Origin of the sequence: Paraburkholderia ferrariae NBRC 106233 (assembly GCF_000685035.1) — a bacterium.
GTDB classification, from domain to species: Bacteria; Pseudomonadota; Gammaproteobacteria; order Burkholderiales; family Burkholderiaceae; genus Paraburkholderia; species Paraburkholderia ferrariae.
On the sequence record NZ_BAYB01000021.1, the window covers coordinates 18326 to 42414 of the forward strand.

Here is a 24089-nt window from a genome sequence, read left to right on the forward strand (position 1 = left end):
CCTCCCAGTTACAGGTCGAGAATGAATTCAGCAACTGCCTTGGTGACGCTCGGACAGACAGCGTTTGCTAGCTGCTGTTGTTTGTGCATCAGACCACCGGCGGCACCTGTCGGTGTGCCTGCAAAACGGAACCAGTCGGGAAAAGACTGCAGGCGCGCAGCTTCGCGCAGCGACAGTCCCCGATGCTGGGACGGATGAATCAACATGCTCTTACGGTAGTGCCCAATCGTAATCGCGGGCTCACTCCAGGCAAGCCGCCTGTAGATATTGCTGTGCGTACGCTCCACGTCTGCATAGTTTGTCATAAGCTCTCGCGCGGCCTGCCAGTTCTTGCCCTGCGGTATTGCCCGATAGCGCTCGATGACATAGTCCGCGTGGCGCGAAGTCACATGGTCCCAGATGGTGTCCGCTGGCGCGCCTGCACGCATCGCCTGCAGAAATGCGTTCTGCGAGAGCCGTGCCTCATCACTCACATATGGTCGCTCATCGATTTCGTCGCCGTTGCCCAGTTTGGGCAGATCGGCGATAGCGTCCCGAACCGTGACAAATGCCTTGCCCGTGCCCGGCCCATGCGTCGGTTTCGGAAAGGGGCCCCATGCTCCGAACTCTTCGTTGCTGTAGCCAAGGTCCGTATGAATTCCGAGCAGAAAGAAACGATTGCGGTTCTGCGGTGCGCCGTACCAGACTGCATCAAGCAGCTTAGGAAACACCTGATATCCCATCGCTCCCAGTCGTTCAAGTACGTGAGCAGCCACGCTTAGGTCAGACGAGCTTTCGTCGCGCGGCGTCCACAGAATGCCCTGAACGTTTTCCATGAGCAGGACTTTCGGCGCCATGTGTTGCACACAATCGAGGAAAGCGTCTACCAGCCGGTTATTTGGATTCGAACTGGACCAGCTGTTTCTGTTTGCGCTTGAAAATCCTTGACAGGGCGGGCCACCAATGAGTACGTCGACATCTCCCTGCGTCCTTGCCATCGACTCCAGTCGCTCGCGGACCTGTCTAGAGCAGAGGTCCATTGGGGCGTACTCGGCGGGCGTAGATCCAGGTCGCACTAGACCAGTGGACTGCATGTAGGCGTGGTTCTGTCTTAGTGTCTGAGTGTAAATCGGCTGAATTTCTGCCGAACCCGTGATCCGGTAACCACGTCCGCCGGACCCGTGTGCCCCCAGAAAGCCTAGGCCCATGCCGCCGGCACCAGCGAACAGTTCGACCACGTTGAGGATTCTCTTTCCCTGAGTCAGACGGCGCTTGAGGTTCAGGGGGCGATCGGGGAGCAATGAGCGTTGCTGGGCATCCCGCTTGTCGCGACCTTCTGCAGTTCGCCGGTTTGCCCTGAAAGAGATATCAACAGTTGCCGGCTTTGAACGTGCCTCATCGGCAAAGACGCTCGTGGACGATGTTGGCACTTGCCGCTGACGGTTTGCACGCCTGACGGCAAGACGGATCCAGCGTGTCCACGCAAGCAGCTGTGCTAATTTTTTGAGCGTGTCGTCCAATTGGAGCGACGTGACGCCGGTCAGCATGCCGCGGCTGTAGCCCTGAATTCCGCCGATTGAAAGGGAGAAGCACGTCAGATCTTCTACTTCACCTAGTTTTGCCTTCCCAAGGTTAGCCGCGAAGCATTCGCTGTTGCCTGCCGGACGGCTTAGCGCAACAGGCAGCCAACTGGCGGTCTTTGCGCGCTCCCTGGCAGTCACATTGCGCTCGCCTTCGCGTGCGCGAGCGAAGGCGAGCCGGCGCGTTGCTTCGACTTCCAGCACGTAGTGCAAACGTACCGCGTCAGCTTCAAGGCGCGCGGCAAGCTGCACGGCGGAGGCCGTGCGGTGGCTGCAAACAAGTACTCCCATGGTCGCCTTCGCGCGTGCGAGTAGCGACATGACTAGGTCGACGCGCGACCCCTCTTGGTCAAGAGCCAGTTCGTGAAGTGACGACAGCGTGTCCCCTTCGAGCCGGTAAAGGCGCAGAGTCGCAGGCTCGCGCGTTTTGCTGGTGCTGCGCAAGTGGCCCGCGACCTCCTCGACGATCCAGATGGGGCCGAATTCGTCGGTCACGGCACCCACGCCATCGAGAATCTGCGTGGAAAGCGCCGGTGCGGCGCGATGAGCTGATCTATCCAGCGCTAACTGTGTCATGCGTTTGCTATCCGTGCTGGAGATGTGTCAATGGACAACGGAAATTGAAGTGAAAGCTGGTCGTCGGACGGGAAACTGCTGGCCCATGCTGACTGCAATTGTTCGGCAAAGGTGCGCATGGGAATAACGATCAGCGGCGTTATAAAGTTCGCGTCCCGATCGAGTACGCGCACCGAGCCGCTCTGGACGTCGACGATTAACTGACGGTCGGTCAGAAGCGGCCAGCTCGTACTGCGGCAAAGCGAGAACAGATCGGTCGAGGCTGGCGCGAGCGTGGCAACGCTGATACCCATTGTCTTAACAAGGTGTCGCACGACCAGAAGGGCCAACGCGTCGCCCGGCGAGAAGCAAGCCGCGTATCCGTTTAAACCTACGAGCGGGGGCAACACCTTCCTCCAGTGCCGGAGCGTCTGGTCGGGTAGCTGTGCCACCTCCGAAACCTGTTGTGGGGTCAGTTTGAGCATTTTGATATTTTATGCTCATTTATCTTGTTGCCGGCAACAATTTAAAGTGTTGGCGCCCTTCACATCTATGAGTTACGCGCGCGGCAGGCGATCTAAACCCGCCCAGGTCTCGGGAGGTACGCAGGGCTACTGTCCAATTGTTGCGCCGCATGGTCGGTGCCAACAGACTAGTGCTACCTCCGCACTATTGTCGCAGCTCACCCCGTTCCACTTACCAGTTCGACTGGTACATGAGTTTGCTGCACGGGCCCCAGGGCATTGAATTTTGCTTAAAACACCAACCACACGGACCTGTTCTGTGCCATCTGAATTCCGACAGACGTCCATCGCGGAGTTCGATGGCCGCGGAGTCGATCCCCTTGCCCACGTTCCCGACACCGTGCGCTAGGTTTGTCCGAAAGGTGGACATGAATCAAACGAATGCGGTCGCCACGGCTTCGAATAAAACAAGCTTCTGTATGTTGCCACCCTTCGATTGCAAAAAAGTCTATTTAATAGCATTGAAAAGAATAGATCTGCGTAAGATGAGTTTGTATCGGAATTGATGCAAAAAAAATATATAGATCAAATTTTGCCAAAGGACGCAAATCCGGCTACGCTCACCGCATTCATAGTCAAAAATTGCGAGACGGGTTCTATGAGTGCGCTCGGCGACTTCATTCGAGCTAGGCGGAAAATTTTGGGGCTCACCCAGACTGCGCTGGCGATACGTATTGGCGTGGACGACACCTACATAAGCGCGGTGGAAACAGGAAAGCGGACGCCAGACGGCGAACAATTCCTGGAAATGATGTCCGTGGCGCTAGAACTCACGGATGAACTCAGTCGTTCATTAGTTGCGGTTGCGCGCAAATCGCAACGCATTTTCCGATTGCCAGCCGAAATCTCGACTCGGAAGCATGAAGTGCTTCAAGCCTTGGCATTAGACGTCAGTCTCTCAGATGAAGATATGGGAGCGTTTGCAGCAATTCATGCTGCGCTCACTCGGGGGAGGCGCATAGTGCGGGCAGAAAGCTCCACTTCTACTCAAGGAGGTTCCATGTAACGAAAAAGCGCCACGAACCCGCAGGCCCGTAGCGCTCGTTCGATCAGAACCGGTAGCGGTTCGACTCCTAGACAAAGCCGAGTCTCCACCGATCTGACTTCAGCGTCAAGAGCTTCCTTTCGCCTGCGATTTCTATTCCCTCGGGATTCGAACATTCGTGATCGAGTCCGTGGCATCGCTCGCCCGTTGCCCGGGCTTATTCCGACTGGTTAGTGTCGGAGGGGGAGTCATTTTCGAAACGTAAGCGTCTTCAGCGGACGCGACGGAGAGAACTCGTGCCCAAATTTTCTCAAACTTTAGCAAGCCCTCCTTCACCTCGCCGACCGCGCCGCATCGTGACTGTCTCTGGTCGCGGCGTGCGCGGCACCTTCCCCACCCGCAAATCAGAAAGGCTTGCTCAGTTTGATAGCCTTAACGAAGCGAGAGCATTGCTGGTGCTGGAGGTCGCCCCATCCGTCAGGTCGATCTCAACGCAGCCGCAGGTTTTGAATATCTGCACGACGAGCGCCCGCGACGTTATACGCCTGACGTCAAAATCGAGACAGACAGTGGCCATACGTTCCTGGAGATCAAGGACGACGCGGCACTCGTCAAACACTCTCGAGAGATCATCCGGCTGAAGAGTGCGGCGAAGCATCTTCGGCAATGCGGACATCGTTTTTGTATCGTCCTGCGCAGCGACCTCATTGCAAATGATCTCCCGGAGAGGCTTCAACTACTCCTCTCCGTACGTCCCGCGCGCGGCAGATATCGTCCCGGCGTCAACGCGGCGCTCTGGGATCCGGAAAACGGAAGCTCGCCTTCCGCCGAAATGCGCGAGAAATGGGAAAGTGCGAAGCGCGAGTGTGACGATCTGCTTCATCGGATCATGAAACGCGATCCCGATGATTTACTGCCTGTCCCTGTTCGATAATGGGGGCACCGACATGGCCAACTTCACGAAAGAACAGATCGTTTTTCGCGGCGAGGGGAAGTACCGCCACATTCGTACCCAGAATGGTGTCGCCCAACTTGAAAACGTCGAGACTGGAGAGTATTCCAGCCACCATGAAGCAGATCTTCTGGAGGAGTATGTCCGCGGATATCTGAGAACTGCCAACTCCAGGCTATATCGACGGCCGCCGATGAACAATGCGATTGGCGGCAGCCTCGAAGCGGGCACCCTGCAATACCCTGACACCCAAGGTGACACCGGAACACGTCGGCGTGCGAATTATCTCGTCATGCTCGAGCGACTGGGTGCGTTTGGTCATTCTCGACATGTACTGCGTGGCGCAATACGCAAGGTCGCTAATGATCTGACCGATCCGAAACCACCCCATGAGACAACGGTATACCGCTGGCGTCGCCGGTACCGCATCGCGCAGTTGGATATCCGCGCGCTGCTTGGCCAAACAGACGCTCGTGGTGGCAAGGACCAGTCAAGGCTGGATCCTGTGGTGGAAGCGATCATCCACGAAAGAATCGAAACGGCCTTCCTGAGCAGCAAGCGAGGAACGGCTGAGGATGTTCATAACGCCGTGTTCCTCGACATCCAGCGACTAAACACCACCCGTATCGAGTCGGAGTGGCTCAAGGTTCCAGGGCTTCGAACCATTGAGCGGCGCATCGCGCGTGTCCCTGCGTTCGATCGCGCTGTGGCGCGTTACGGCGAGCGCGAAGCCCAGCGCAGGTTCGCCGACCAATCCCGCGCCCGGCACGTCTCCCGAATCCTGGAACTCGTCGAGATCGACCACACGCCGCTCGACGTCATGTACACGGATGCCAGCGGAAGGACCATCGACCGACCGACCATCACCATCGTGTTCGACCGGTTTTCCCGATGTGTTCTCGGTTTTTGCCTGAGCTCCGCGGGACACGGCGTCCATGCCGTGTTCGAGGCGCTTCGGCACGCGATGCTGCCGAAAAGTTACCTGCGAGAACGGTTTCCCGAGCTCTCGCTGGAATGGCCGTGCTACGGCTGGTTCGACCGTCTGCTCATGGATAACGGCCGGGAGTTCCACGCCGTTGCCATCATTGACGGATTGATGAACCTGGGGGTGATCTGCGAATACGCCGCATCGCGAGATCCGAACGACAAGCCCTTTGTCGAGCGATTTCTGAAGACGCTGAACTACTACTTTGTTCACAAACTCCCCGGCACGACCCTCGCAAAAGCTCACCAGCGCATAGGCTTCAAGGCCGAAGACGAAGCCTGCCTTACCTTCGACAAACTCAATGAAATGATCCACATCTGGATCACCATGGTCTATCACCGCAGGCCTCATCGCGGTCTGTCCGGGCGTACGCCGCTGGACGTATGGAATGAGAGCGCCTCAGCACATCCGCCCCAGCTTAAATGCAATGCCGCGGATCTCAGTATCGAATTTGGCGAATACGCGGAACGCGAGCTTCAACATTATGGAATCGATTTCGACAGTTTTCGTTACGTATCTTCAGAGTTGCTTATGTTGCGTCGAATGTTGCCGGTCAAGCCGACGGTGAAAATCAAGGCTCCCTATGAAAACGTGGGTTTCATCTGGGTCTGGAACGAAATCGAAGAAGAGTATATCCAGGCCTACAACACCGATGAGCGGTACAACAATCTGACGCGCGAGCAAGCCCGGTTGTTCAGAAAGCTGCACAAGGCTTCCGACACCCACCAGCGCACTCGTGCACATGGTGAGGAGGTCATCCGCGACATGAGCAACGAAGCCATGCAATCCAAGAAGCTCAGCGTGCGACGCAGGGGCGCACGTCAAGCCCATGTCGCCTCGAAATCCCGCAATCGCCCGCAATCCGGTGTCGCCACGTCGCAGATCCGCGCTTTGCGTTCCCCATTGGCGCCCAGTTCGGATGAACTTCCTGTATTCGACATTGAATCTGTGAACGATGAGGTGGGCCATGAAAAATAACGCTGCTTCAGGCAAAACGGTTCGGGATATGCGGACGAGTTTCATCAAGTTCCCCCACATCACGCATATCCTGGACTCGATGGACCGTTTGTATAACTACCGATGTACTAATGAGGAGCCGGAACATCTCACGCTGCTTGGTGAGTCAGGCGTCGGAAAATCGACCCTGCTCGTCAAATATCGGGATGAGCATCCGGTCATCGAGCATGAAGAGCTCACGGAAGTGCCGGTCCTTTATGTCGCAATCGGCCCATCACCCACCCCAAGGGCGCTCGCGAGCGCGATCCTCAGGGCGCTGGGTGATCCAAAGTGTGACGTCGGCAAAGAGGTCGACCTGACCTACAGACTTCTCCACCTCATCAAGCTGTGCCGGGTACGGCTGGTGATCATCGACGAGGTCAATCACCTGATTGATTCGGGCGGCGAGAAAACACATCACGTAGCGGCGGACTGGCTCAAACGGCTGGTCGACGCGACGCGGGTGTCTTTCGTGCTCGCCGGCGTTCCGAGAACCTTGCGACTCCTTGAAAAAAATGACCAATTGCGCAGCCGGTTTCGGGAGGTCATCGAAATCGAGAGATTTTCTGTCGAAGGTTCCGCGGAGCTGGAGTTTCGTGGTGCGCTCAGGGCTTTCAAAGAGCATCTGCGGGAACTGCCCGCGCTGGATATTTCGGGCGCTGTCATGGCTCACCAGTTCGCATTCGCAACCGATGGGCGTCTACGCGATATCCGTCGACTCCTTGTGCGGGCGGTGGAGCTTGCCTACCGCGAGCCCCAGCCTCGATTGACAGATGGCATCCTGGCTGAGGCCTTTCGTACGGTTATCTATCCGGGCGCGCCGGACAAGCGTAATCCGTTTCACAGGAAATTCGACGGGTTGCCACTTGTGAAGGCCGGTGAACCTTTTGCCCCTGTGGAGCGATGAAATGACGATCTGCGCTGCTTCCCCTCTACCGCTGTGCCGCCCCAAGCGTCTTCCAGACGAATGGACCGAAACGTATCTCTTCCGTGTCGCGAGGGCAAATGGCATTCCTCGTCCGAGGCTAAGTGACATCGAGCGTTTTCGTCCGATGCTTCCCGTCACAGCGTCGAGCAAATCTGATGGGTATCCGGTGTGGAGTGACACCCCACTGCCTAGATGGAGCGTCGTCACCAGAGTGAACAAAATCTGGTATTGCCCGGCATGTATGGTCGAGTCCAGACATATTCGTTCGCGCTGGCGCCTCACGGTATTCGAGGTTTGCACACTTCACCAAATCCGTCTGAAGGACAATCTCGCCGAACGCGTCATGACGCGAGGCTATAAGCAGGATGGTAAGTACTTCGTCACCGATGTCTCTGACGAACAGCTCTGGGAGGGGGCTGTGTGCCCAATGCCTGGAGAGCGGGAGCACGTCGAGCGAATGTGGTCCGGCTTCGAGCAGTTGGTTGTTCAGGGTGACCCGTCCGGCGCGTTCGAACATCTTGTCTATGTCCTGTTTCTGGAGGCGTTGCTCGATGCCATTGCGTACGCCACACCGGAGTCGGACTTATTGCCCATTGACGCTCCGCGCTCAACCCGTCTGGCCGGATTGGCTGCGAAGTACCAGTTCACCGTCGCCCCCGACTCGAACTGTATTGGCGACTTTCTGAGGCAGATCACCGCCCCCCACATCGCGATGCAGCGCTTGCACGACTACGCCGCATGCTGCTTGATGAAGCCCAGAGGCCCACATGCCTTTCGCGTCTACCGATTTCGGATTTGCGAAGGCGCCTCTTGATGGAGGGTGGCAAGAGTGTGACGCCGCAAACCAGAGGGGAACTCCATCCGGACCGGAACGTTCCCGATGGGTACGTCAGCTTCGAAAAGGCTACTTCGCTCATCGGATGTACCAGACACGTTCTCAGGCATGTCATCGCGGAGAATATCTGCCCCGGTTCTATCACTGTCGAGCATGGTAGAAAGCGCCACCGATATCTTTCGCTTCCCGAAGTGGACGCGGGTCGGAGGTGGTACGCATCCATCGTGACCCGCGAGCAGGTGATGAACGAGCTATGCATCACGCGGCACGAGTACGCCACCTTGGTCAATTCGGGGTTGTTGCAGCCACAGCGAGCCAGAGGGTGGACGTATTTCTATCGGGCACATCTAGCCGACCTGTCTCGCCGGCTCGACGCGCTGTCTCAACCTTGTCCGATCAACACCGCATGTCTGAAACCGTTATTCGGTATATGGCTGCAGTGGGGTGGTCGCGATATCTCAAGCTCACGCGAGGTGTTGAAGGAGGTGTTGGGTGGCAAATTTCCCATCTTCCGCTGGCCAGAAAATCCGGGCTTGTCTGCGTACCTTGTCGACTGGACGGCAATTGAACACCTGCGCAGGTTCCAGAGGAGCGCAGCTACCCGGCGGGCCCGAGGGAAAGAGGTGTCGCAACAATTTTTGCTCCTGCCAGAATGAGCACCCGGTCAATTCATGGCGAGAGCTGGCGCAGTCGGGGAGCCACCCTGTTTACCGGGCGGCTCCTGGTACGACCCGCAGCACTCCCGGGCGAGAGCTTCCCCGGCTATCGCCTGCGGGTCGCGTTTGCAAACGGGCTGTCCAACCCAGGCTGGCTGGACGGTCCGGATTCCGGTTTGCCCAAGGCTCACGGTATCGCCCGCTGGTGTCCGCATTGCCTGGCCGACGCCGGGGCCTACTGGCGCGAAACATGGTATTCCGGCACGGCCGCATGCCTGGAACATCGCTGCTGGCTCACCTCGACGTGTACTGCCTGCAACCGGATGTTGCACTGGAAGCAGGTTCGCTTCAGCCTTTGCAAATGCGGGGCACCATTACATGAGGCGGCCACTCACCCATTTTCTGACGAAGTCCTGACACTGGTTGATGAACAGACCATATCGAGTTCTGCATCGCTTTCTGATGGCGAGCGCTGGAACGTAGCCCGTTACCTCGGGGCGCTCTCGCAATACGGGCTTCACGGCAAGCCATTGAAGAAGGCTTCACGTCGAACGGAGGACGTCGAACGACTTCTTGTGACCGCCGGAGCGTCGCTGATTGCGGATTCGGAGGCGTGCTTCGAGATGTTTGACCGTCTGCGCGTTCCGCAGCTCGGCACGAATAGCGTTCCTCTGTTTTCGGAAGCCTTTCCGCAATTACTCGCAATGCTGCGCAAGCAGCTGAACGAGACGGAGCGTAGCTGGATGCTGGATCTGTTGGGCGCATACGTTGCGAACTCGTCGCGCGCTGGATTCCCGGTACTGTGGGAAAGAAAGGGCTGCGCGGGTCAGGTTTGCGGCGAGCCGTATGGCCGGCCGAAGGTACGAAATCCGGGCATTGCCAGAATGCTTGCGCAGACGGGCGAATCCGCGCCGGTCAGACGAACCAGAGCCGGGCGGCGTAAATTCGCGATTGGCGACGAGCACCTGCTCCGCCTTCAGACAGATCGGCATTCGTTCGCCACCCTGAAGGCCGCAGCCCGCTACGCCGGGATGTCGTGCAGACGTGTTCAGGCGCTGACGAAGGCAGGGCTGATTACTTCGCGCGGTGGATGGATCGACACCCGGTCCGTCGACCGTCTGCTCCGTGATATCGCGACAGCGTGCGCTCGAAACTCAACGGCGCTTGAGAACCCGGTCAGCCTGGCCGAGGCCTTGCGTTTCCACGTTTCCGTCGAGGCATCGGCGTCATTCTTCGATGGTGTCATGGCCGGCACGGTGCGGCTTCTGTTCAACGGCGACGGCAGGCCGACATTGCGGAACATGTTCGCCGAGCGCAGCGATGTCATCGCCGTTGTCCAGAATTCGGTCGCGCCCGAACGCTCGATATCCATTGCTGAAGCGGCCAGTCGGCTCCGCGTGAAGCAGGAAGTGATGTACCACCTTGTCAATGCAGGGCTTCTCAGGACACGGACCTGCACATTGGGGCGCCGGGCGGCGCGTGTTGTTGATGACCTGAGGGAGTTTGATGAACAGTTCATGCCTCTGGCCACCATCGCAAACGCAATGGGAATATCCGCTCGCAAAGCGCCCGAGTGGGCCATGCGGCACGGCATTGAAATCGTCTCCGGGCCCAAGGTCGATGGCGGGCGGCAGTACTGGGTTCGCAGGAGTACCGTCGCGCCGGATCGCCGGAAAACGGAGCGTGGCACATGAGTGTAAATCAATCAGGATTCCTGTGAACAAGTCGTTTTCGATACCGCGCTAACCATCTGGAGGAGTCATGCAACCACCGGATTTTCTGAATCTTCGTGAAGTGATTGGTATTTTGACGCGAGGCAATGCATCCGATAAGGACGATAGTCCCCGGACCAAGCGCTGGATGACGCCGTTGATCCAGCATGCTGTAAAAACCTTCGGTGCGCGAGGCAGCGATACAGTCAGCGCCGGACTCAGCGAACTCGCACAACACCATCCCAACTTCGACGGCGTAATTAGCTGGATTCAGGCTGAGCTCGCCTTTGCCTCTGCTATCGGACATGGGCTCGATTATCAGCGAATCCTGCTGGTCGGGCCCGCTGGTACCGGCAAGACCACTTTCTGCATCGAGCTGGCCCGGGTGCTGGGACTGCCCATCGATGTCGTGGCAATGAACAACCGGCAGACACATGCGTTCCTCGGCGGGAGTGAAACATACTGGAGCAATACGCAACCGGGTGCCGTGTTTAAACTGCTGGTGCGCAGTCCTGTGATCAATCCTGTCATTGTGCTGGATGAAATAGACAAGACAAGTTCATATCACTTTGATCCCCTTTCGAGCCTGTACACGTTACTGGAGCGGCGCACCGCCACGCAGTTCTCCGACGCCTCCTTCCCGGACGTGCATATCAATGCTGCACATATCAACTGGATTGCCACGGCGAACGATATTGACCGGCTAACCACCCCACTACGATCGCGCTTCAATGTCTTCGAGATCCGCCCGCTTGACGCAGATGAGATGGTGATCCTGATTGGCCGGATGTACAGGCAATTGCTGGAGACTCATCCTGGTGTTCAGGAGCTCATGGCCCCGGACTTGCCTGAGTCGGTCCGGGAAGCGTTGTTGGTCGTGCTGGAGAGCGGTCGGGATGTTGATCGATTGCTGCGCACGATGATCGGCAAGGCTTTGAGCAATGGTGGCCTGCTCACGGCGGACATGATTTCAGAGGTGAGGCGTGAACGAACAGGCGCACGCATGGGATTTATCTGATGGGCATGCGCGATTGCCAGGCCGCTATGGGCACAGGCCCACGAGCGTACCGGACATGAAATGCCGATGAGGAGGCGACGTCCATGGACAAGCCACTAAATGAAGTGCTGGAAAACATTGAAACAGAAGAGCTGATCTCGAGCTCTTCGACAGATGCAAAATCTGATCGGTCAACGGAACCAAGATTGCGCGTACTCGAGGAGAAATTTGAGAGCTTCTCCCAGAAAACTGACGCGGCTTTCGACGCTTTTATGCTGCGCCTGGATCATCTCGAAGCCGATCCCGCCGAGGGGCAGCCGCAGACAGAAAAGTGGGGCGTCAAGCGAGGCGTGTCCACCGTCAGCTCCCAGATGAAGGGGTGGCGTAGATGTCCCCTGGACAAACCACGCGACATGTCGATCGAAGCCATGATCGAAGGGGGTGAACGGTTTGTCCTGATGAGCCACGCGCATATTCAGGCGTATGGCGATGGGCGCCTCGATTATCCGGCCAGAGGCGAAGAGATCGACATTCCCGATTTCCTTGTTCTTGACGCCTTACCTGGCGTACTGCTGCATGCGTTTCTAGAGCGATTCGCGCCGGTTGCGAGTTTGATCCGGGACGGTGGAGCGCCGCATCTGTCGCTGGCTCGGTTCGAGGACTGGCGGGTGTTTGCCGGAGAACTCATGGAATAAACGGCAACCGACGGACTGCTCTCAACCCAGCCCATATCCCAAAACGGACAGCGCGAGTAAATCTGAGCATTGTTTTTCGATCCTGCCGTTCGGGGCGGTTTCCTTGCTGCGAACTCTCTGCTGGCATGCGCAGCGATTCATGTTTGATAGGAGGCGACGACACTGTGTCCGCGGTAGCCGGTCATTGAATGACAGCGTCGCTTTTCTCTTCCGTTTCGGATTCGCTGCAGTTCCCCCACTTTTTATCGTGCTCCTTAGAGCGAGTCCCTCGCCTGGTGCCGCTGATGGTGTCGGCGAGATTTTCTAGAATGCGAGGAGACGATGCCCCCAAGATTCCGAATGCCACGAGACAGGCACTTGTGCAATGTGGGTAGAAGGATGCCGCTAAGGAGGACATGACAAATCCCGACGCAATGCCTATCGTGAGACGTCCCCTGAGGTAAGCAATATGCCCGTCTCGAGCGGGACCGCGGCCACGTTCGTTCAATGTTAGCGAATTGTCGTCGAGCATCAGTCGATATACGTAGGGAAATATGCCGATAATTCCGCCGAATACACCGTGTGACAGCCCGCGCCAATCCGGCGACGACCAGTGCAGAACGAAGTCCGCCAAGCATACGACCGATATGATCGCGATGACGGACAGCAGGTTGCGCGATGCTCGCTGCTGGGATGCTGTCAGGCCATCTGGAAGTCGCTGCTCGCGAAAATTCTGGTCATTCGGGTCGACACGGTGCCGCATTGTGATCTCCTGCAAGTTAAGTTCGATAGCCAACTATTCGGCCATTGCACCTGTAAGCCAACAAATCCACTCAGCATGGCTATCGCCCGATGGATAGCGTAAATTACCGCGGATGAATGATAGTGCACTGCGAGCGCGAACGGCGATTTGTTTAGAATTCCTTTGTAGTGTCTAGGATATCGTTATTCGACAAAGGCGGCACACCTTTCACTTATTAATAATAAAGGCCGGGAATCAATACTAAATTTTCGTGCGAATGTGTCGATATCCACGTATCGTCGTTTTTTCGTCCCATTATCAGGATCTAACATGAAGTGGATTGGACGTTCGCGTAGAATCAATGCGATTAAAACAAGATCGCGATGGCAGCAATCCGCCGACTGGCTCGAACAGTCAACGGGAAAGAAACTTCTCGTGGCCATCGCCGCGCTCATTGGATTCACGTTGTCAACAGCGCAGGCGGGTTGGTCAGTATATAAGCAGTATCAGGAGTCCCGGCTGGTGGAAACTATCCGCATTGAGGGACGTACCTCGTATCCGATTGTTGTGCCGGCATCGATGGATCAGGTGTTAGCTATTACGTTCCCGGAGCCGGATGGAACTATAAAGCTGGGCCCTCGAACGCCAATGCCTTATTATCCCGTCGATCTCGTATTTCAGAATCCGACGTCGCGGCGCATTTCGCTTTCCGACTGCAAGCTGAGAATTCATTTCTTTCAAAGAAAGGTGGCGTATGAATCACTGAGCTACCTGGTTGACAAAGACCTTCGGCCAACGGAGATAATTCCTGCTCCCAATGTTACCGTAGATAGTGGCGAGACTGTCCAGGTTCGGTGGCGTTTTTTCTTCCTCCCGACCCCCGATTTTACTCGTCTACTTCAAGATAAACAGACACAAGCTACTCAGTTTGAAGCGTCCTGCGTGGACGAGCGAGGTGGACTGATTTCGTCGCAAAAGTACTGATGCCAAAATACGTCGCGACGCGGTGTAGATGTCGGGGATCTTGTTAGCGGTGTCTCCGCGCGGTTCCATCCGTTCCATGATGTAACGTAACCGGCTGGATCGCATTCACATCACCAGCAGGTGGCACACGACTTGTGGTCATCGAAACATGCCAGGAAAATGCTGGACCGTACGACCCTGGCCTCATTATTGTCGGGCGTGTCGCGCCCGTCGCGCATCCATCTGCCCCAACAGCCCCTCCAGGGTCGAAAGTTGATTGAGCAGGCGCGGAATGACGTCCATGAATTTCTGCGCGCCCGCATAAAATTCAACCGCAATTCTCGCAACTTCGAATTCGTCAATTTCGATGATGTCGCGGTATTGCTGGATTGCGTCCGGATCGCGGTGAGCAATCGTTGAGTGTCTAAGGTAAGCAAACTGATGTTGGGCTTGCGACTGAGCCTTACGGATGGCTCGCAATGCATCTGTGACTGAGTCCCTCAATGGGCCCGAGATCTTTCCGTCGGACAACGCTTGTCGTAGGCTGTGTCCTGCGGCCTTGTCGACTTCGAGTTCATGGAGAGTCAGCAAAATGACGCGTGCAGCGAGCTTCCGTTTCCAAGGATCTGGATGCGTTAAAGCATCTATTTTTGCGGCGTGGATGTCGCGCTCGGCAGTCAGAAAGTAAAGGCCGAGATTTAAGACGCACGCTGATGCGTCAAATCCGAGTCGTCGCACGCGAACGGCCTCCGCGTATACGGTTCGCAATGTCGAGTCCAGAACCTTCTTTCTCTTCCGTTCAACCCATTGGAGCTTCGGTCGTATGATTCGCCGTGCAAGTGCACGAGAGATTTTGCTCTGCTTCCGGTGCACAACCATGCGCACGTAACGACGGACGAGATCCGGGCTCTGATCGAGTAGCTTTCTGCGCGTAGGTCTCATGCTTTTCAGGATTTGTTCTAAACCGGCAACAATATAGAATCCTTTCTTGCAAAAAGTTGAAACACATTCCGATGAAGCTTGTGACCTCTAGCCTCGCAGGTATTCGTCCAACGCAAGCGACGATCGCAGTGGAATCGGGATCTGTATGCCTTTTGAAGGTCAGTTAGAAACCACGCGCCAGCGTGCACGCCAGATCTCACTTCGTCGGAAAGGAGATCGCGAAAATTGCTGCTACTAGTCTACTATCGTTTGTTGGGCGCCTGAATTGGCGCAACGAGCAGGAGGGTTGCCAAATATGTCTGCTGCGAACAGTACAAGATATTTGATGTCGACAGTTATCAACAGCTTTCACTATCTCTATCAAGATGCAGAGTATTTGATGTCTGCGACTAAGCTCACCAGTGTGACAGGTTCGTTCCAAGTCACGCGGATCTGCCGAAGCGCGATGCTGTTATACATACTTAGCCTCGAAGGCTTGGTGAACCGCGCTCTCGATCATTTTGTCTCGATACCGCATCACGATTTTTTTGTAGAACGGGAGGAGCGCTTTCAACTCTTCGACAAGTGGAAGCTGTTATTCCTGCTCGTACCTGCGCCTTCTATCGAGATCGACGCAGCTGGGTATCCGTGGAGTCACCTAGCGGAGCTCATAAGGATTCGCAACGACTACGTACATCCGAAGCATGACCGAAAAGGGTATTACGAATTTTCTTCAGTACATCCGGAGACGAAGGTACCGAAGGACATGAGGGCACTGAACTGGAAGGACATTCCAGATGGAGCTGGCGTCAAGGAAAAGGATTTGGTGTACGGTCAAACAAAACTTCCGAAAGATCCGTACCAGCTGACGATCGACCACCTTCAAACGGTCAAACAGATTGTGGATGACTGCGTCGCCAAGGCAGACCAACTCCTGTCCGGCCGCCTTTCGGAGAACAACTGGGTGCGTACCGAGCAAATGACGGTTTTCTTTCCTCCGGGCACGACGTTCGAGGAAATCAAGTAGCCAGCTCCCTGCCGAGGAACCGCGCCGGCGAGGCGCTATCCGTTTGTGCCCACCCGCGGTACCGTTTGGGCAACATCGGCGTGTGTTTTTGTCGGGCGACGTATGATCGCCGCGCTTTCGAGGCTCCGGACGGCAGCCGCGGATACTGTTGTTGAGAATCACCGCCGACCGCATGGCGGTCAATATTAAGTCAACAGACAATGGACTTCTATCTCGTGTCCTGCGTCGGCAAGAAGTGTGATCGCGCGATGCCGGCGAAGGATCTGTACGTCTCCGAGTGGTTTCTCAAGGCGCGTGACTACGTGGAGCGCCATGCGGACGTATGGTTTATCCTTTCTGCTAGGTTCGGTCTGGTTAAACCTGAGCAGATTATCGAGCCATACGAGCAGACGCTGAACAGCATGTCGATCGGCGAGCGCCGTGCCTGGGCGCACCAGGTGCGCGCCCAGATGGAGGCGCAGCTGCCTGTGCAAGGCAGGTGTGTCGTGCTGGCAGGTAGCCGCTATCGCGAATTCCTGATGGAGTACCTTAGTAGCCGCTTTACGACCGAGATACCGATGGAACGCCTCGCGATCGGGAAGCAGCTTCAGTGGCTCGGCGCGAACCGATAATCAAATGAGGCAAGTGCCGTATGGCTAACGGGGAACGTATGGAGATCGAATCCGGTCTATTTACTGCGCGGCACGTCAAAAAGGCTGGCGCGATGTGGCGGAAACAACCGGGATATGGCGGGTTCCAGAATGCGCGTCACTATGAAGTCGTGATCGACGGCGCTGGATACCCGGTGAAGGCAATTGTGGCCATCGCCCTCGAGTTGGCCGGTGAGCGCCTGCTAATGCCTTCAGATTTCCCTGGCCGCTTTGACGGCCGCTGGCATCGCGAGCTGAAAGCGTTGGGCTTCGAGATTCGTGCTAAGCGCGATGGGGCGTTCGACATGTCTTCTCCCTCGATCACAGCCGCCGAGCTGCTGAGCATCATCACGAGCCTGGGCGCCCCAGTAGTCATCACAAAGAACCACAAGCGGACATCCGAGAAAAACTTCCACGTGGATCCATCGAATCCGAAACAGTGGCTCGATGGAGACTGGAAGGGCGTCCCTCAAGAAGTCGAACCGAAAGATGCCTATGTACTGCATTGGGTGGTCCACAGGTCGCTCGTCTGCATTGGCCGCTACCTTGGCACAGTCGCGGTTGGGCCCGACAGAAATTGCCTGATTCTCGACCAAGCGTACTTCTACGAAATAGCCGACGCAAATGGGACCACGGAAGCGCATGAGCAATTCCGAGCCATCCTGAAGCAGCCAGGCCCCGTCACGTATTCGTACTATAGGCCTGACGTATCCGCCCAAATCGGAACGCCAACGCAGCGGTACCGACGGGCCTTGGCTCGGCTACAGCAACCGGCGTTCCGGGAGGCGGTGATTGCGCATTACGGGCATAAGTGCATTGTGACGAGTTGTGCAACGGAAGCGTTGTTGGATGCCGCCCACCTGCCGGGCCGAGACTGGCGATCGGGGCACAACAAGGCGTCCGACGGGATCCCCCTGCGCGTTGATCTTCACCGCGCGCTGGACCGCGGACTTATCAAGCTCAACTGGAAACATGAACTGATCTGGACGAGTCCCGAACTCCACGGCATATACGACGAGTATCTCGTTAAAAGCAACGGCGATCGGGGCTCGTGAACGTAGCTGCCAATAAACGCGGAGTCCAGTAGGCGCGATGCTGCGCCAGTCATGTTAAGTCGAAGCCTCAAGCGCAGTTTGATCCAGGGCTATCGTTCTCACAATCGCCTGGAACTCGGCGAGAAGGTCTACCTGCTGTGCTCTCAGGTATTGGCGCACCGATTCATTGTCGAGTAGCCTCGCAAGATAGCCCTTCGCGAGCACGAGGTTAAGCACATCCTGTCCGTAGGTTTGCTCTACGAGCTTGTACTGTCCCTGCAAATTGCTCATCTCCCGCTCCATCTTCACCATTTGCTCGGGGCCAACGTCGGTCAGCTTCCGAGGCTTCTTCCCGTCCACAAGCAATGAGGCCGGTGTCGCAACAAGCAGTGACTCGCCGTACGACACGGACAGGTTGTTTGCAGCGGTCATCAACTCCACGCATTCGACCTGTCTCGTCGGTTTCATCTTGCGGAGCGCACGGACCAGTTCTGGCGAAAACTGCCGATCCTTTAGCAGTTCTACAGCCTCGGCGCACTGTCCGTCCAGCAACGCGATCTTCTTCAGGATAAGGGAGACGTCGACGGCGAGTGCCTTGGCCAGCCGTTCTGGTGAGACACCGCGTTCGACGGCTCGCCGGATCATGTGATGCTCCTGGATCGTCGCAAGCCGGTTAACGCGATTGTTGAAGGTATAACTCTCGTCATCGGTTGCGACCAGGCAGTATGCTGTTTCGAAGCGAAGGTCCTGAAGCGCGGCGAGACGAAGATGTCCGTCGAGGAGCACGTGATGGCCCGACGTGGGATCGGCGGCCATCACCGACAGTGGCTCGATCATCCCCACTTCCTCAATTGAGCTTTTGATCTGTCTGAACTTGCGCGATGCTATCGCGCCGGCCGAAAGCCGTCTGGACGGAAGAACATTCGAGATCGGAACCATGAGCGGTTCCGGAATGAAGCCGAGTGCGATGGTGCTCATACCGGTCCCCCGCTAGGCCAAACGCGTTCCGCAAGATACTTCGGCAACGTCGCCAGCCCTTCCGCGCGCAGCAGATTGACGAAGTTCTCGTCAGCGAACAACTGCCGGAGCGCACCGACAACGAAAAGTAGCCGCTGTTGCGTAAATTCGGCCTTCTTTATCATCGCCTTCTGGCGGCCCACTTCCCGCTGATAGGTCCGTACGAGACTGGAGGTCGTCACGTCCGGGGCCTTGCGGGACATGTTCCGGCCAGCCATTCTGCCCAGGACCTTGCGACGCTCAATGATCCGTCGTGCGTCCATCAATTGCCGTCCTCGCAGCTTGCCGGAATCGTACGCTTCCTGCAGGGCGGCCTGGATGGCTTCGTCATTATCGCCGGCGCCGACGATCGAAAGTGCGGCATTCAGCGGGATCTTCCCTTTTTCGACCGCGATGACTAGCCGCTCCTCGCCGTGGCGCAGAAGGGTGAGGATTCCCTGCACATTGAGCCGACAGCCCGGTCTTCTCTGCGATGGCCTTTGGCGCGTAGCCGCGGTCCTGCAGGTCACGGATACCGGTGAGCAACTCGAGCGGACGGTATTGCCTGCGCGCGATATTCTCCGTCAGGCTCGTGATGAAAGCGTCCTCATCGCTCACGCTGACGACGAGTGCGGGAATGTTCGACTCGCCGAGCGTGCGGAACGCTTTGAGTCGACCCTCGCCGCAAACCAGCAGATATCGTTCGACTCCGTTTGCGGTCGCTCGCGGCGTAACGACAATTGGCTTCTTCAGGCCAATCGCCTTGATGTTGCCGACGATTTCCTCGAACGCGCGCGCGTTCCGTTCACGCGGATTGATCACCTCGATCTGTTCAATCGGCACCATCCGCACTTCGACGGGCTTCTCCTGCGGGTTCATGCGGCTCTCCTCAGGCGAGCACGCTGCGCCATGCCGTACAGGTAGTCCAGCGTGTCAAAGTGATAGCTCTCAAACTCGACGGGATTCCAGTCGGCGAGATTGATACGCGGCTGGCCGAAATCGAGTCGTGGCAGCAGGTAGTAGTCGAGTGTGGTCTGGTTGCAGCTGTCCAGACGAACGGCAACCGTGATGTCAGGCAACAGGCTGGTATCAAACCGGACCTTCCAGTGATTTCTGCCGGAGCCGTGCGCCTGGCAGCGCGAGAGGACGATACACGCGGTGAATTCGCTGTTCACGGTGAGCATGTCGGTCGCCGGATCGCGTGTAACGGCGCCGCCCAGTGCAGCAATACGTGTCTCGGTTTCGGCAACGATGCCGGGGTGCAGTTGCCGGAGGAAGCGGTTAGTCTCGATATATTGATAATCGCGGCCCGGCGTAAACCCGACCGTCTGGTACGCGCGGATCAGGCTGCCGAAGTGATATGCATAGACTGAGGCGGAGGGCATGCCCTCCGTTTCATCAATAACAAGGCCGGACAGGAAACCGCGACTGCGATACAGGTTCCGCAGGCGCTCGATCAACTCCTCACTTGAGTAGCGCCGGGCGCGCGCCCGCATCATGCCCTGCGCCGCGTAGAACGTTTCTGCCGGAATGATCGGCTTGAATGCCCCCTCCTTGCGGATCCACATCTCGGGCGGGTTCACGACGCGCGTCTTCTTCAGCTTGAACGACACGCGGTTGTAGACGTTGTTGCCGATGTACTTCTCGTTGATCAGCACCTCCCGCACGCTTGCCCGCGTCCAGTCGCGACCGAGATCCGTCTGGATATTCATGCCGTTCAGGCGCGCGGCGATCTCATACTCGTTCAATGATTCGTCGATGAACCAGCGATAGATCAGGTTAACCGTCCGTACCTCGCTCCCGGGGCCCGGCATCAGGATGACCCGGTCTGTCTGCAGGCACTTGTGCTCGCTGCGCTGTAGTTCGCTCTTCATGAGCCCATGCTGGTCGACCAGTATCCGGCGCAGACCATAGCCCGCCGGTCCGCCTTGCCGGAAGCCCAGTTCGATGAGCCGGCACTGTCCGGCGAACACCTTCGCCGACAACTCGCGGCTGTATTCGCCAGCCATCGCACGCTTGACGCCCTTGACAATGGTCGAAACCGGTGAGCCATCGTTCTCAAACTGTTCCGCGCAGTAGGCTACCTGGATGCCGGCGCGCCGGCAGATATATTCATAGTAGGCGCTCTCATCCGCGTCCTGGAACCGATCCCAGCGACTCACGTCGTAGACAAGGATCACCCGAAACTCGGCGACGCCGCTTTCGACGTCCCTGATGAGCGACTGCAATGCCTGTCGCCCGTCAATGCGCAGGCCACTTTTTCCCTCGTCAGCATAGGTGCGCACGATTGTGAGGCCGCGTTGCGCAGCGTAGTCGCGTATCCGGTCGCGCTGATTCTCCGTGGAGTATTGCTGATGCTCCGTCGACATCCGGACGTACTCGGCCGCGCGTACCGTAGTGGTCTGCGTGGCGACTGGTTCTGCTGCGCAATCGATGTCCACGATCCTGCTCCAGGCAGCAACGGTTTCTCGCTCGCCGCCCCGGCGCCGTCATGGCAATCGGATTCCTGTTGATGTCAGCCAGCGCCGCAAATCGGGCAAGGCTGATGCGAGCACACACAAGACAAACGTAGCAGGTGCCCGGCCTATATCAATCACGTCCTCTCTTTGCAATCACGCCGACGAAGGTCGAGGAGCAGAAAGGACGGCAATATGGACGGTCCACGCGTTCATCTTTGCAATACCAGCCTCGACCGCATCGCAAAGGAGGTAGAAGCCCGACGCCAGCGGTTTGAAGGGAGACGACGTGCCCATCTTTCCAACGAGTTCAGCATTTCGCCGCGCATTCCGCTGGCGCTGCATCGCGCGATTGCGTTCGCGACACGCCGGATGGGTTTCGCGGTATCGGCGCCAGTAGTCAGGATGGCGGGCGCGCCAGGTGGCCTGGGCCCTGGCCTGATTTGCCCGATAGTCGGGATCCGAGCGCATACGTTCGTGTTGCCAGGCCCTTCGCCGTGCGAGCTGGCAGGCCCTCGACGAGCAGAAGCGTTGACTCGGAACGTGAGCAAGCGGAGTGAAATGCGCGCCGCAGGCGGCGCAGGTGCGGTCCGGTTTCATGGCGGGCTCCACGCAGATATCGCAGGAGGGCCGGTCACGTCAGGTGGCGGGAGCAACTCGATGCCGGGTCCGCGCCGGCCCACCCTCGACGATTTTCCGTCTAGGGCGTGCTCGCCAGGCTTTTTGCCAATACAATTGGGGTCGCACTCAAACGCTACTACTTTGGCGCGGGCGTAGGGCAGTCGCGCCAACTCTGTCGCGCCCGACAAGACATCTGTGGCGCGAGTTCGTGTAAGTCTTTGATTTTTGGTAGACGCGGTCTCACTTACTATGGCGCTCTACGGGTATAAATAGCCTCATAGCCTTAGAAATGCGGACCCATAAGCTGAAAAGCTTATGGGTCTTTTCTATTGGCAAGGCCAACCCGGCGTACCCACTTCGAAACATCCTTATTCCCGATCAGCCTCAGAACCGGCAATTGCAAAATAACAATCCCGCCATTCGCCACTACACCCAATCCCCATGCCCGAAATCCACCTGACCCGCGTCACCCGCTCCGACGCCCACGACCTCATCGCCGCCAACCGCGAAAGCCAGTCCTACCACCACCCATGGGCCGCCTCCTTCACCGACCAGGCAGGCTTCGACGCCTGGTTCGCGCGCACGCTCACCGGCCCCGCCATCGGCCTCGTCGCGCGCGAAGCCGAGTCGAACGACATTGTCGGCGTGGTCAACATCAACGAAATCGTCGCTGGGGTGTTTCAGAGCGCCTATCTGGGCTACTACGGCATGCAGCGATACGCCGGACGCGGCTACATGACCGAGGCGCTGCGCGCGGCAATCGACTACGCGTTCAGCGACCTCGGACTCCATCGCCTCGAAGCGAACATCCAGCCCGGCAACGAGGCGTCGATCGCGCTCGTGCGGCGCCTGGGTTTTCAGAAGGAGGGATTCTCGCCGCGCTATCTTCGCATCGACGGCGAATGGCGCGATCACGAGCGCTGGGCGCTGCTTGCCGACATGCCGCGCTAGCGCGCGGACCCGCTATCCACAGCGCCATGCGGATAACTTGCGGACAACCCGGCTGAATGCTTGTGAACCGAATGGGGACAAGTAAAGCGGCGCGGCGCGGTCCGAAAAGTTATCCGCCGCCGCGCAACGTTGTTCACGCACGCCGCCCGTACTTATAAAACGCCTAGCTCTTTGACAACCCAATAGTTTTTCCCGCTTATCCACAGGAAATCCAGGGGCTTGTTAACTACTACTACGTTTATATACAAGTAAACAAGAAAACCTTAACGACATCGCCAAAGCAGGCCGACCGAAGCTCGCTCCAGCAGCAGTACCGAAAAGCACCGAAGCGACGGGACTCAAACCAGCGGCAGGCAAAGCTCGGTCAGCAGCGCTTCGGGCGCCACCTCGTCAGGCGTATTCCGGTACACCTCGAACGAAGGCACGCTGAAATCGGCCTGTTGGCCCGAGTTCGGCAGCCACTCGGCGTAGAACCACATCCAGGCCGCCTTCAAACCTTCGTACGGCCCCTTGTGCAGCAACACCGCGTGCTTGCCGCCGCGCAATTGCATGTGTTGCACGGGCGAGGCGGGCGCGACGCTCGACGGATCGGCAAGCTGGATCGCGGCCTTCGAACGCAGCTTCGAAGCCTCGACGCGGTCTGGATCGTCGTAGAAGATGCCCACCAGCTTCGAACCCGCCGTAGACACATTGCGCTGGCCGAGCCACTGCGCGAGCGTGGCGTAGGCATCGCTGATCTTCGGGTACGGGCCGATGTGCTCCACGGCGAGGAGATCCATCGGCTGGAGGGTGACAATCTTGACATCGCTCGCTTGCATGGCGGTGCCTCCGTAAAGGTGGGCGGCGCGGCCGCCCAGGCAGGAGGACTGACGATAGCACCGCCGCGGGCGAGGCGCGCGGCGGGCGTCCCGCAGGCGCAGGCGCGTCACGCATCCGCCCGCGCGACCGGGTGTTCGGCGAGCCATGCGTTTTCATCGTCGTCGAAAAGCCGCGAGCGGGTGAGAAAGCGCAGGCCCGTCGGGCGTTCGAGCGAGAACATGCCGCCGTTGCCGGGCACGGCGTCGATGACGAGCTGCGTGTGCTGCCAATACTCGAACTGCGCGGCGCTCATGTAGAACGGCATGCCGCCGATTTCGCCGAGGCGCACGTCGGAGCCGCCGACCGAGAACTCGCCGGCCGGAAAGCACATTGGCGCACTGCCGTCGCAGCAGCCGCCCGACTGGTGGAAGAGCAGCGGACCATGCTGGCTCGCGAGTCCCTCGATCAGCGTGAGAGCGGCGGGGGTGGCAACGACGCGGGGAACCGTGTTGGAAACAGCGGGGGGAACCATGCGAGGCTCGCTCCTTGCGTGAAAAGACGACGCGGGCGGCGATCGCAAGCTCTCGCCACCC

22 protein-coding genes and 1 pseudogene are annotated in these 24089 nt (G+C 57.8%); 12 read left to right on the plus strand and 11 right to left on the minus strand.

Annotation, left to right across the window (positions count from 1 at the left end):
* Positions 1-8: 8 nt before the first annotated feature.
* Both BFE01S_RS43255 and BFE01S_RS21345 read right to left on the minus strand, forming a co-directional pair.
* Positions 9-2135: a DNA cytosine methyltransferase gene (locus BFE01S_RS43255; RefSeq protein WP_052420947.1), complete on the minus strand. Its 2127-nt coding sequence runs from the start codon at positions 2133-2135 to the stop codon at positions 9-11.
* On the minus strand, positions 2132-2599 hold the full coding sequence (locus BFE01S_RS21345) for a MerR family transcriptional regulator (protein ID WP_028227248.1): 468 nt from the start codon (positions 2597-2599) through the stop codon (positions 2132-2134). The genes BFE01S_RS43255 and BFE01S_RS21345 overlap by 4 nt, the downstream gene beginning before the upstream one ends.
* 544 nt (positions 2600-3143) lie before the next feature.
* Between BFE01S_RS21345 and BFE01S_RS43260 the strand changes: the two genes are divergently transcribed.
* Positions 3144-3644, plus strand: coding sequence for a helix-turn-helix domain-containing protein (locus BFE01S_RS43260; protein WP_245621163.1), 501 nt, complete (start codon positions 3144-3146; stop codon positions 3642-3644).
* A gap of 397 nt (positions 3645-4041) precedes the next feature.
* On the opposite strand, the gene BFE01S_RS44475 is transcribed toward BFE01S_RS43260, so the two are convergent.
* Positions 4042-4359, minus strand: coding sequence for a hypothetical protein (locus tag BFE01S_RS44475; protein ID WP_028227249.1), 318 nt, complete (start codon positions 4357-4359; stop codon positions 4042-4044).
* Positions 4360-4528: 169 nt separating this feature from the next.
* Here BFE01S_RS44475 and BFE01S_RS21360 point away from each other — a divergent pair, with 169 nt between their 5' ends.
* The 6 genes from BFE01S_RS21360 (at position 4529) to BFE01S_RS21390 (ending at position 12379) form a co-directional block, all read left to right on the plus strand.
* On the plus strand, positions 4529-6538 hold the full coding sequence (locus BFE01S_RS21360; protein ID WP_245621164.1) for an integrase: 2010 nt from the start codon (positions 4529-4531) through the stop codon (positions 6536-6538).
* Positions 6528-7463, plus strand: coding sequence for a TniB family NTP-binding protein (locus BFE01S_RS21365; protein ID WP_084170099.1), 936 nt, complete (start codon positions 6528-6530; stop codon positions 7461-7463). Before BFE01S_RS21360 ends, BFE01S_RS21365 begins: the two co-directional genes overlap by 11 nt.
* Position 7464: 1 nt before the next feature.
* Complete coding sequence (locus BFE01S_RS21370) at positions 7465-8298, plus strand: TniQ family protein (RefSeq protein WP_156967108.1); 834 nt, start codon at positions 7465-7467, stop codon at positions 8296-8298.
* 673 nt (positions 8299-8971) lie between these two features.
* Positions 8972-10669: a TniQ family protein gene (locus tag BFE01S_RS21380; protein WP_156967109.1), complete on the plus strand. Its 1698-nt coding sequence runs from the start codon at positions 8972-8974 to the stop codon at positions 10667-10669.
* Between the two features lie 67 nt (positions 10670-10736).
* A complete protein-coding gene (locus BFE01S_RS39590) occupies positions 10737-11705 on the plus strand; it encodes an AAA family ATPase (protein WP_084170085.1) in 969 nt (322 codons plus the stop codon).
* Between the two features lie 83 nt (positions 11706-11788).
* Positions 11789-12379 carry a hypothetical protein gene (locus BFE01S_RS21390; protein WP_156967110.1) on the plus strand — a complete coding sequence of 197 codons (591 nt, stop codon included), beginning with the start codon at positions 11789-11791 and terminating at the stop codon, positions 12377-12379.
* 181 nt (positions 12380-12560) lie between these two features.
* Here BFE01S_RS21390 and BFE01S_RS44480 read toward each other — a convergent pair whose 3' ends face one another.
* Entirely contained in the window at positions 12561-13121 is a 561-nt protein-coding gene (locus BFE01S_RS44480; RefSeq protein ID WP_169742654.1) for a hypothetical protein, read from the minus strand.
* Between the two features lie 309 nt (positions 13122-13430).
* On the opposite strand from BFE01S_RS44480, the gene BFE01S_RS44485 reads away from it, so the two are divergent.
* Positions 13431-14084 carry a hypothetical protein gene (locus tag BFE01S_RS44485; protein WP_156967112.1) on the plus strand — a complete coding sequence of 218 codons (654 nt, stop codon included), beginning with the start codon at positions 13431-13433 and terminating at the stop codon, positions 14082-14084.
* A 186-nt stretch (positions 14085-14270) separates the two neighbouring features.
* On the opposite strand, the gene BFE01S_RS21395 is transcribed toward BFE01S_RS44485, so the two are convergent.
* A complete protein-coding gene (locus BFE01S_RS21395; RefSeq protein ID WP_156967113.1) occupies positions 14271-14801 on the minus strand; it encodes a hypothetical protein in 531 nt (176 codons plus the stop codon).
* Between the two features lie 529 nt (positions 14802-15330).
* Here BFE01S_RS21395 and BFE01S_RS21400 point away from each other — a divergent pair.
* The 3 genes from BFE01S_RS21400 (at position 15331) to BFE01S_RS21410 (ending at position 17695) form a co-directional block, all read left to right on the plus strand.
* Complete coding sequence (locus BFE01S_RS21400) at positions 15331-16011, plus strand: hypothetical protein (protein ID WP_156967114.1); 681 nt, start codon at positions 15331-15333, stop codon at positions 16009-16011.
* A 200-nt stretch (positions 16012-16211) separates the two neighbouring features.
* Positions 16212-16622: a DUF6884 domain-containing protein gene (locus tag BFE01S_RS21405; RefSeq protein WP_042338173.1), complete on the plus strand. Its 411-nt coding sequence runs from the start codon at positions 16212-16214 to the stop codon at positions 16620-16622.
* Between the two features lie 38 nt (positions 16623-16660).
* Complete coding sequence (locus BFE01S_RS21410; RefSeq protein WP_174464464.1) at positions 16661-17695, plus strand: HNH endonuclease signature motif containing protein; 1035 nt, start codon at positions 16661-16663, stop codon at positions 17693-17695.
* Positions 17696-17749: 54 nt separating this feature from the next.
* Here the strand turns inward: BFE01S_RS21410 and BFE01S_RS21415 are convergent, their stop codons facing one another.
* From BFE01S_RS21415 to BFE01S_RS43270, 4 genes and pseudogenes are all read right to left on the minus strand, one after another.
* A complete protein-coding gene (locus tag BFE01S_RS21415; protein WP_028227260.1) occupies positions 17750-18652 on the minus strand; it encodes a plasmid partitioning protein RepB C-terminal domain-containing protein in 903 nt (300 codons plus the stop codon).
* Positions 18649-19549, minus strand: a pseudogene (locus BFE01S_RS39595) (plasmid partitioning protein RepB C-terminal domain-containing protein). Before BFE01S_RS39595 ends, BFE01S_RS21415 begins: the two are co-directional and overlap by 4 nt.
* Positions 19546-21111: a recombinase family protein gene (locus tag BFE01S_RS21425; RefSeq protein WP_028227261.1), complete on the minus strand. Its 1566-nt coding sequence runs from the start codon at positions 21109-21111 to the stop codon at positions 19546-19548. The pseudogene BFE01S_RS39595 and the gene BFE01S_RS21425 overlap by 4 nt, the downstream one beginning before the upstream one ends.
* A gap of 171 nt (positions 21112-21282) precedes the next feature.
* A complete protein-coding gene (locus tag BFE01S_RS43270; RefSeq protein ID WP_084170086.1) occupies positions 21283-21726 on the minus strand; it encodes a hypothetical protein in 444 nt (147 codons plus the stop codon).
* A gap of 462 nt (positions 21727-22188) precedes the next feature.
* On the opposite strand from BFE01S_RS43270, the gene BFE01S_RS21430 reads away from it, so the two are divergent.
* Positions 22189-22698: a GNAT family N-acetyltransferase gene (locus BFE01S_RS21430; RefSeq protein ID WP_028227262.1), complete on the plus strand. Its 510-nt coding sequence runs from the start codon at positions 22189-22191 to the stop codon at positions 22696-22698.
* Between the two features lie 338 nt (positions 22699-23036).
* On the opposite strand, the gene BFE01S_RS21435 is transcribed toward BFE01S_RS21430, so the two are convergent.
* Positions 23037-23516 carry an AraC family transcriptional regulator gene (locus tag BFE01S_RS21435; protein WP_028227263.1) on the minus strand — a complete coding sequence of 160 codons (480 nt, stop codon included), beginning with the start codon at positions 23514-23516 and terminating at the stop codon, positions 23037-23039.
* Between the two features lie 107 nt (positions 23517-23623).
* Positions 23624-24028 carry a DUF779 domain-containing protein gene (locus BFE01S_RS21440; protein ID WP_028227264.1) on the minus strand — a complete coding sequence of 135 codons (405 nt, stop codon included), beginning with the start codon at positions 24026-24028 and terminating at the stop codon, positions 23624-23626.
* Positions 24029-24089: the final 61 nt, after the last annotated feature.

Bases quoted from the DNA above. Each gene is read 5' to 3' on its own strand.
- BFE01S_RS21415 (WP_028227260.1), bottom strand. From the start codon at position 18,652: ATGAGCACCATCGCACTCGGCTTCATTCCGGAACCGCTCATGGTTCCG.
- BFE01S_RS39590 (WP_084170085.1), top strand. From the start codon at position 10,737: ATGCAACCACCGGATTTTCTGAATCTTCGTGAAGTGATTGGTATTTTG.
- BFE01S_RS21345 (WP_028227248.1), bottom strand. From the start codon at position 2,599: ATGCTCAAACTGACCCCACAACAGGTTTCGGAGGTGGCACAGCTACCC.
- BFE01S_RS43260 (WP_245621163.1), top strand. From the start codon at position 3,144: ATGCAAAAAAAATATATAGATCAAATTTTGCCAAAGGACGCAAATCCG.
- BFE01S_RS44480 (WP_169742654.1), bottom strand. From the start codon at position 13,121: ATGCGGCACCGTGTCGACCCGAATGACCAGAATTTTCGCGAGCAGCGA.
- BFE01S_RS21390 (WP_156967110.1), top strand. From the start codon at position 11,789: ATGGACAAGCCACTAAATGAAGTGCTGGAAAACATTGAAACAGAAGAG.
- BFE01S_RS43255 (WP_052420947.1), bottom strand. From the start codon at position 2,135: ATGACACAGTTAGCGCTGGATAGATCAGCTCATCGCGCCGCACCGGCG.
- BFE01S_RS21380 (WP_156967109.1), top strand. From the start codon at position 8,972: ATGAGCACCCGGTCAATTCATGGCGAGAGCTGGCGCAGTCGGGGAGCC.
- BFE01S_RS21430 (WP_028227262.1), top strand. From the start codon at position 22,189: ATGCCCGAAATCCACCTGACCCGCGTCACCCGCTCCGACGCCCACGAC.
- BFE01S_RS21405 (WP_042338173.1), top strand. From the start codon at position 16,212: ATGGACTTCTATCTCGTGTCCTGCGTCGGCAAGAAGTGTGATCGCGCG.
- BFE01S_RS21360 (WP_245621164.1), top strand. From the start codon at position 4,529: ATGATTTACTGCCTGTCCCTGTTCGATAATGGGGGCACCGACATGGCC.
- BFE01S_RS21440 (WP_028227264.1), bottom strand. From the start codon at position 24,028: ATGGTTCCCCCCGCTGTTTCCAACACGGTTCCCCGCGTCGTTGCCACC.
- BFE01S_RS21365 (WP_084170099.1), top strand. From the start codon at position 6,528: ATGAAAAATAACGCTGCTTCAGGCAAAACGGTTCGGGATATGCGGACG.
- BFE01S_RS21410 (WP_174464464.1), top strand. From the start codon at position 16,661: ATGGAGATCGAATCCGGTCTATTTACTGCGCGGCACGTCAAAAAGGCT.
- BFE01S_RS21400 (WP_156967114.1), top strand. From the start codon at position 15,331: ATGTCGACAGTTATCAACAGCTTTCACTATCTCTATCAAGATGCAGAG.
- BFE01S_RS21370 (WP_156967108.1), top strand. From the start codon at position 7,465: ATGACGATCTGCGCTGCTTCCCCTCTACCGCTGTGCCGCCCCAAGCGT.
- BFE01S_RS21435 (WP_028227263.1), bottom strand. From the start codon at position 23,516: ATGCAAGCGAGCGATGTCAAGATTGTCACCCTCCAGCCGATGGATCTC.
- BFE01S_RS44485 (WP_156967112.1), top strand. From the start codon at position 13,431: ATGAAGTGGATTGGACGTTCGCGTAGAATCAATGCGATTAAAACAAGA.
- BFE01S_RS43270 (WP_084170086.1), bottom strand. From the start codon at position 21,726: ATGAAACCGGACCGCACCTGCGCCGCCTGCGGCGCGCATTTCACTCCG.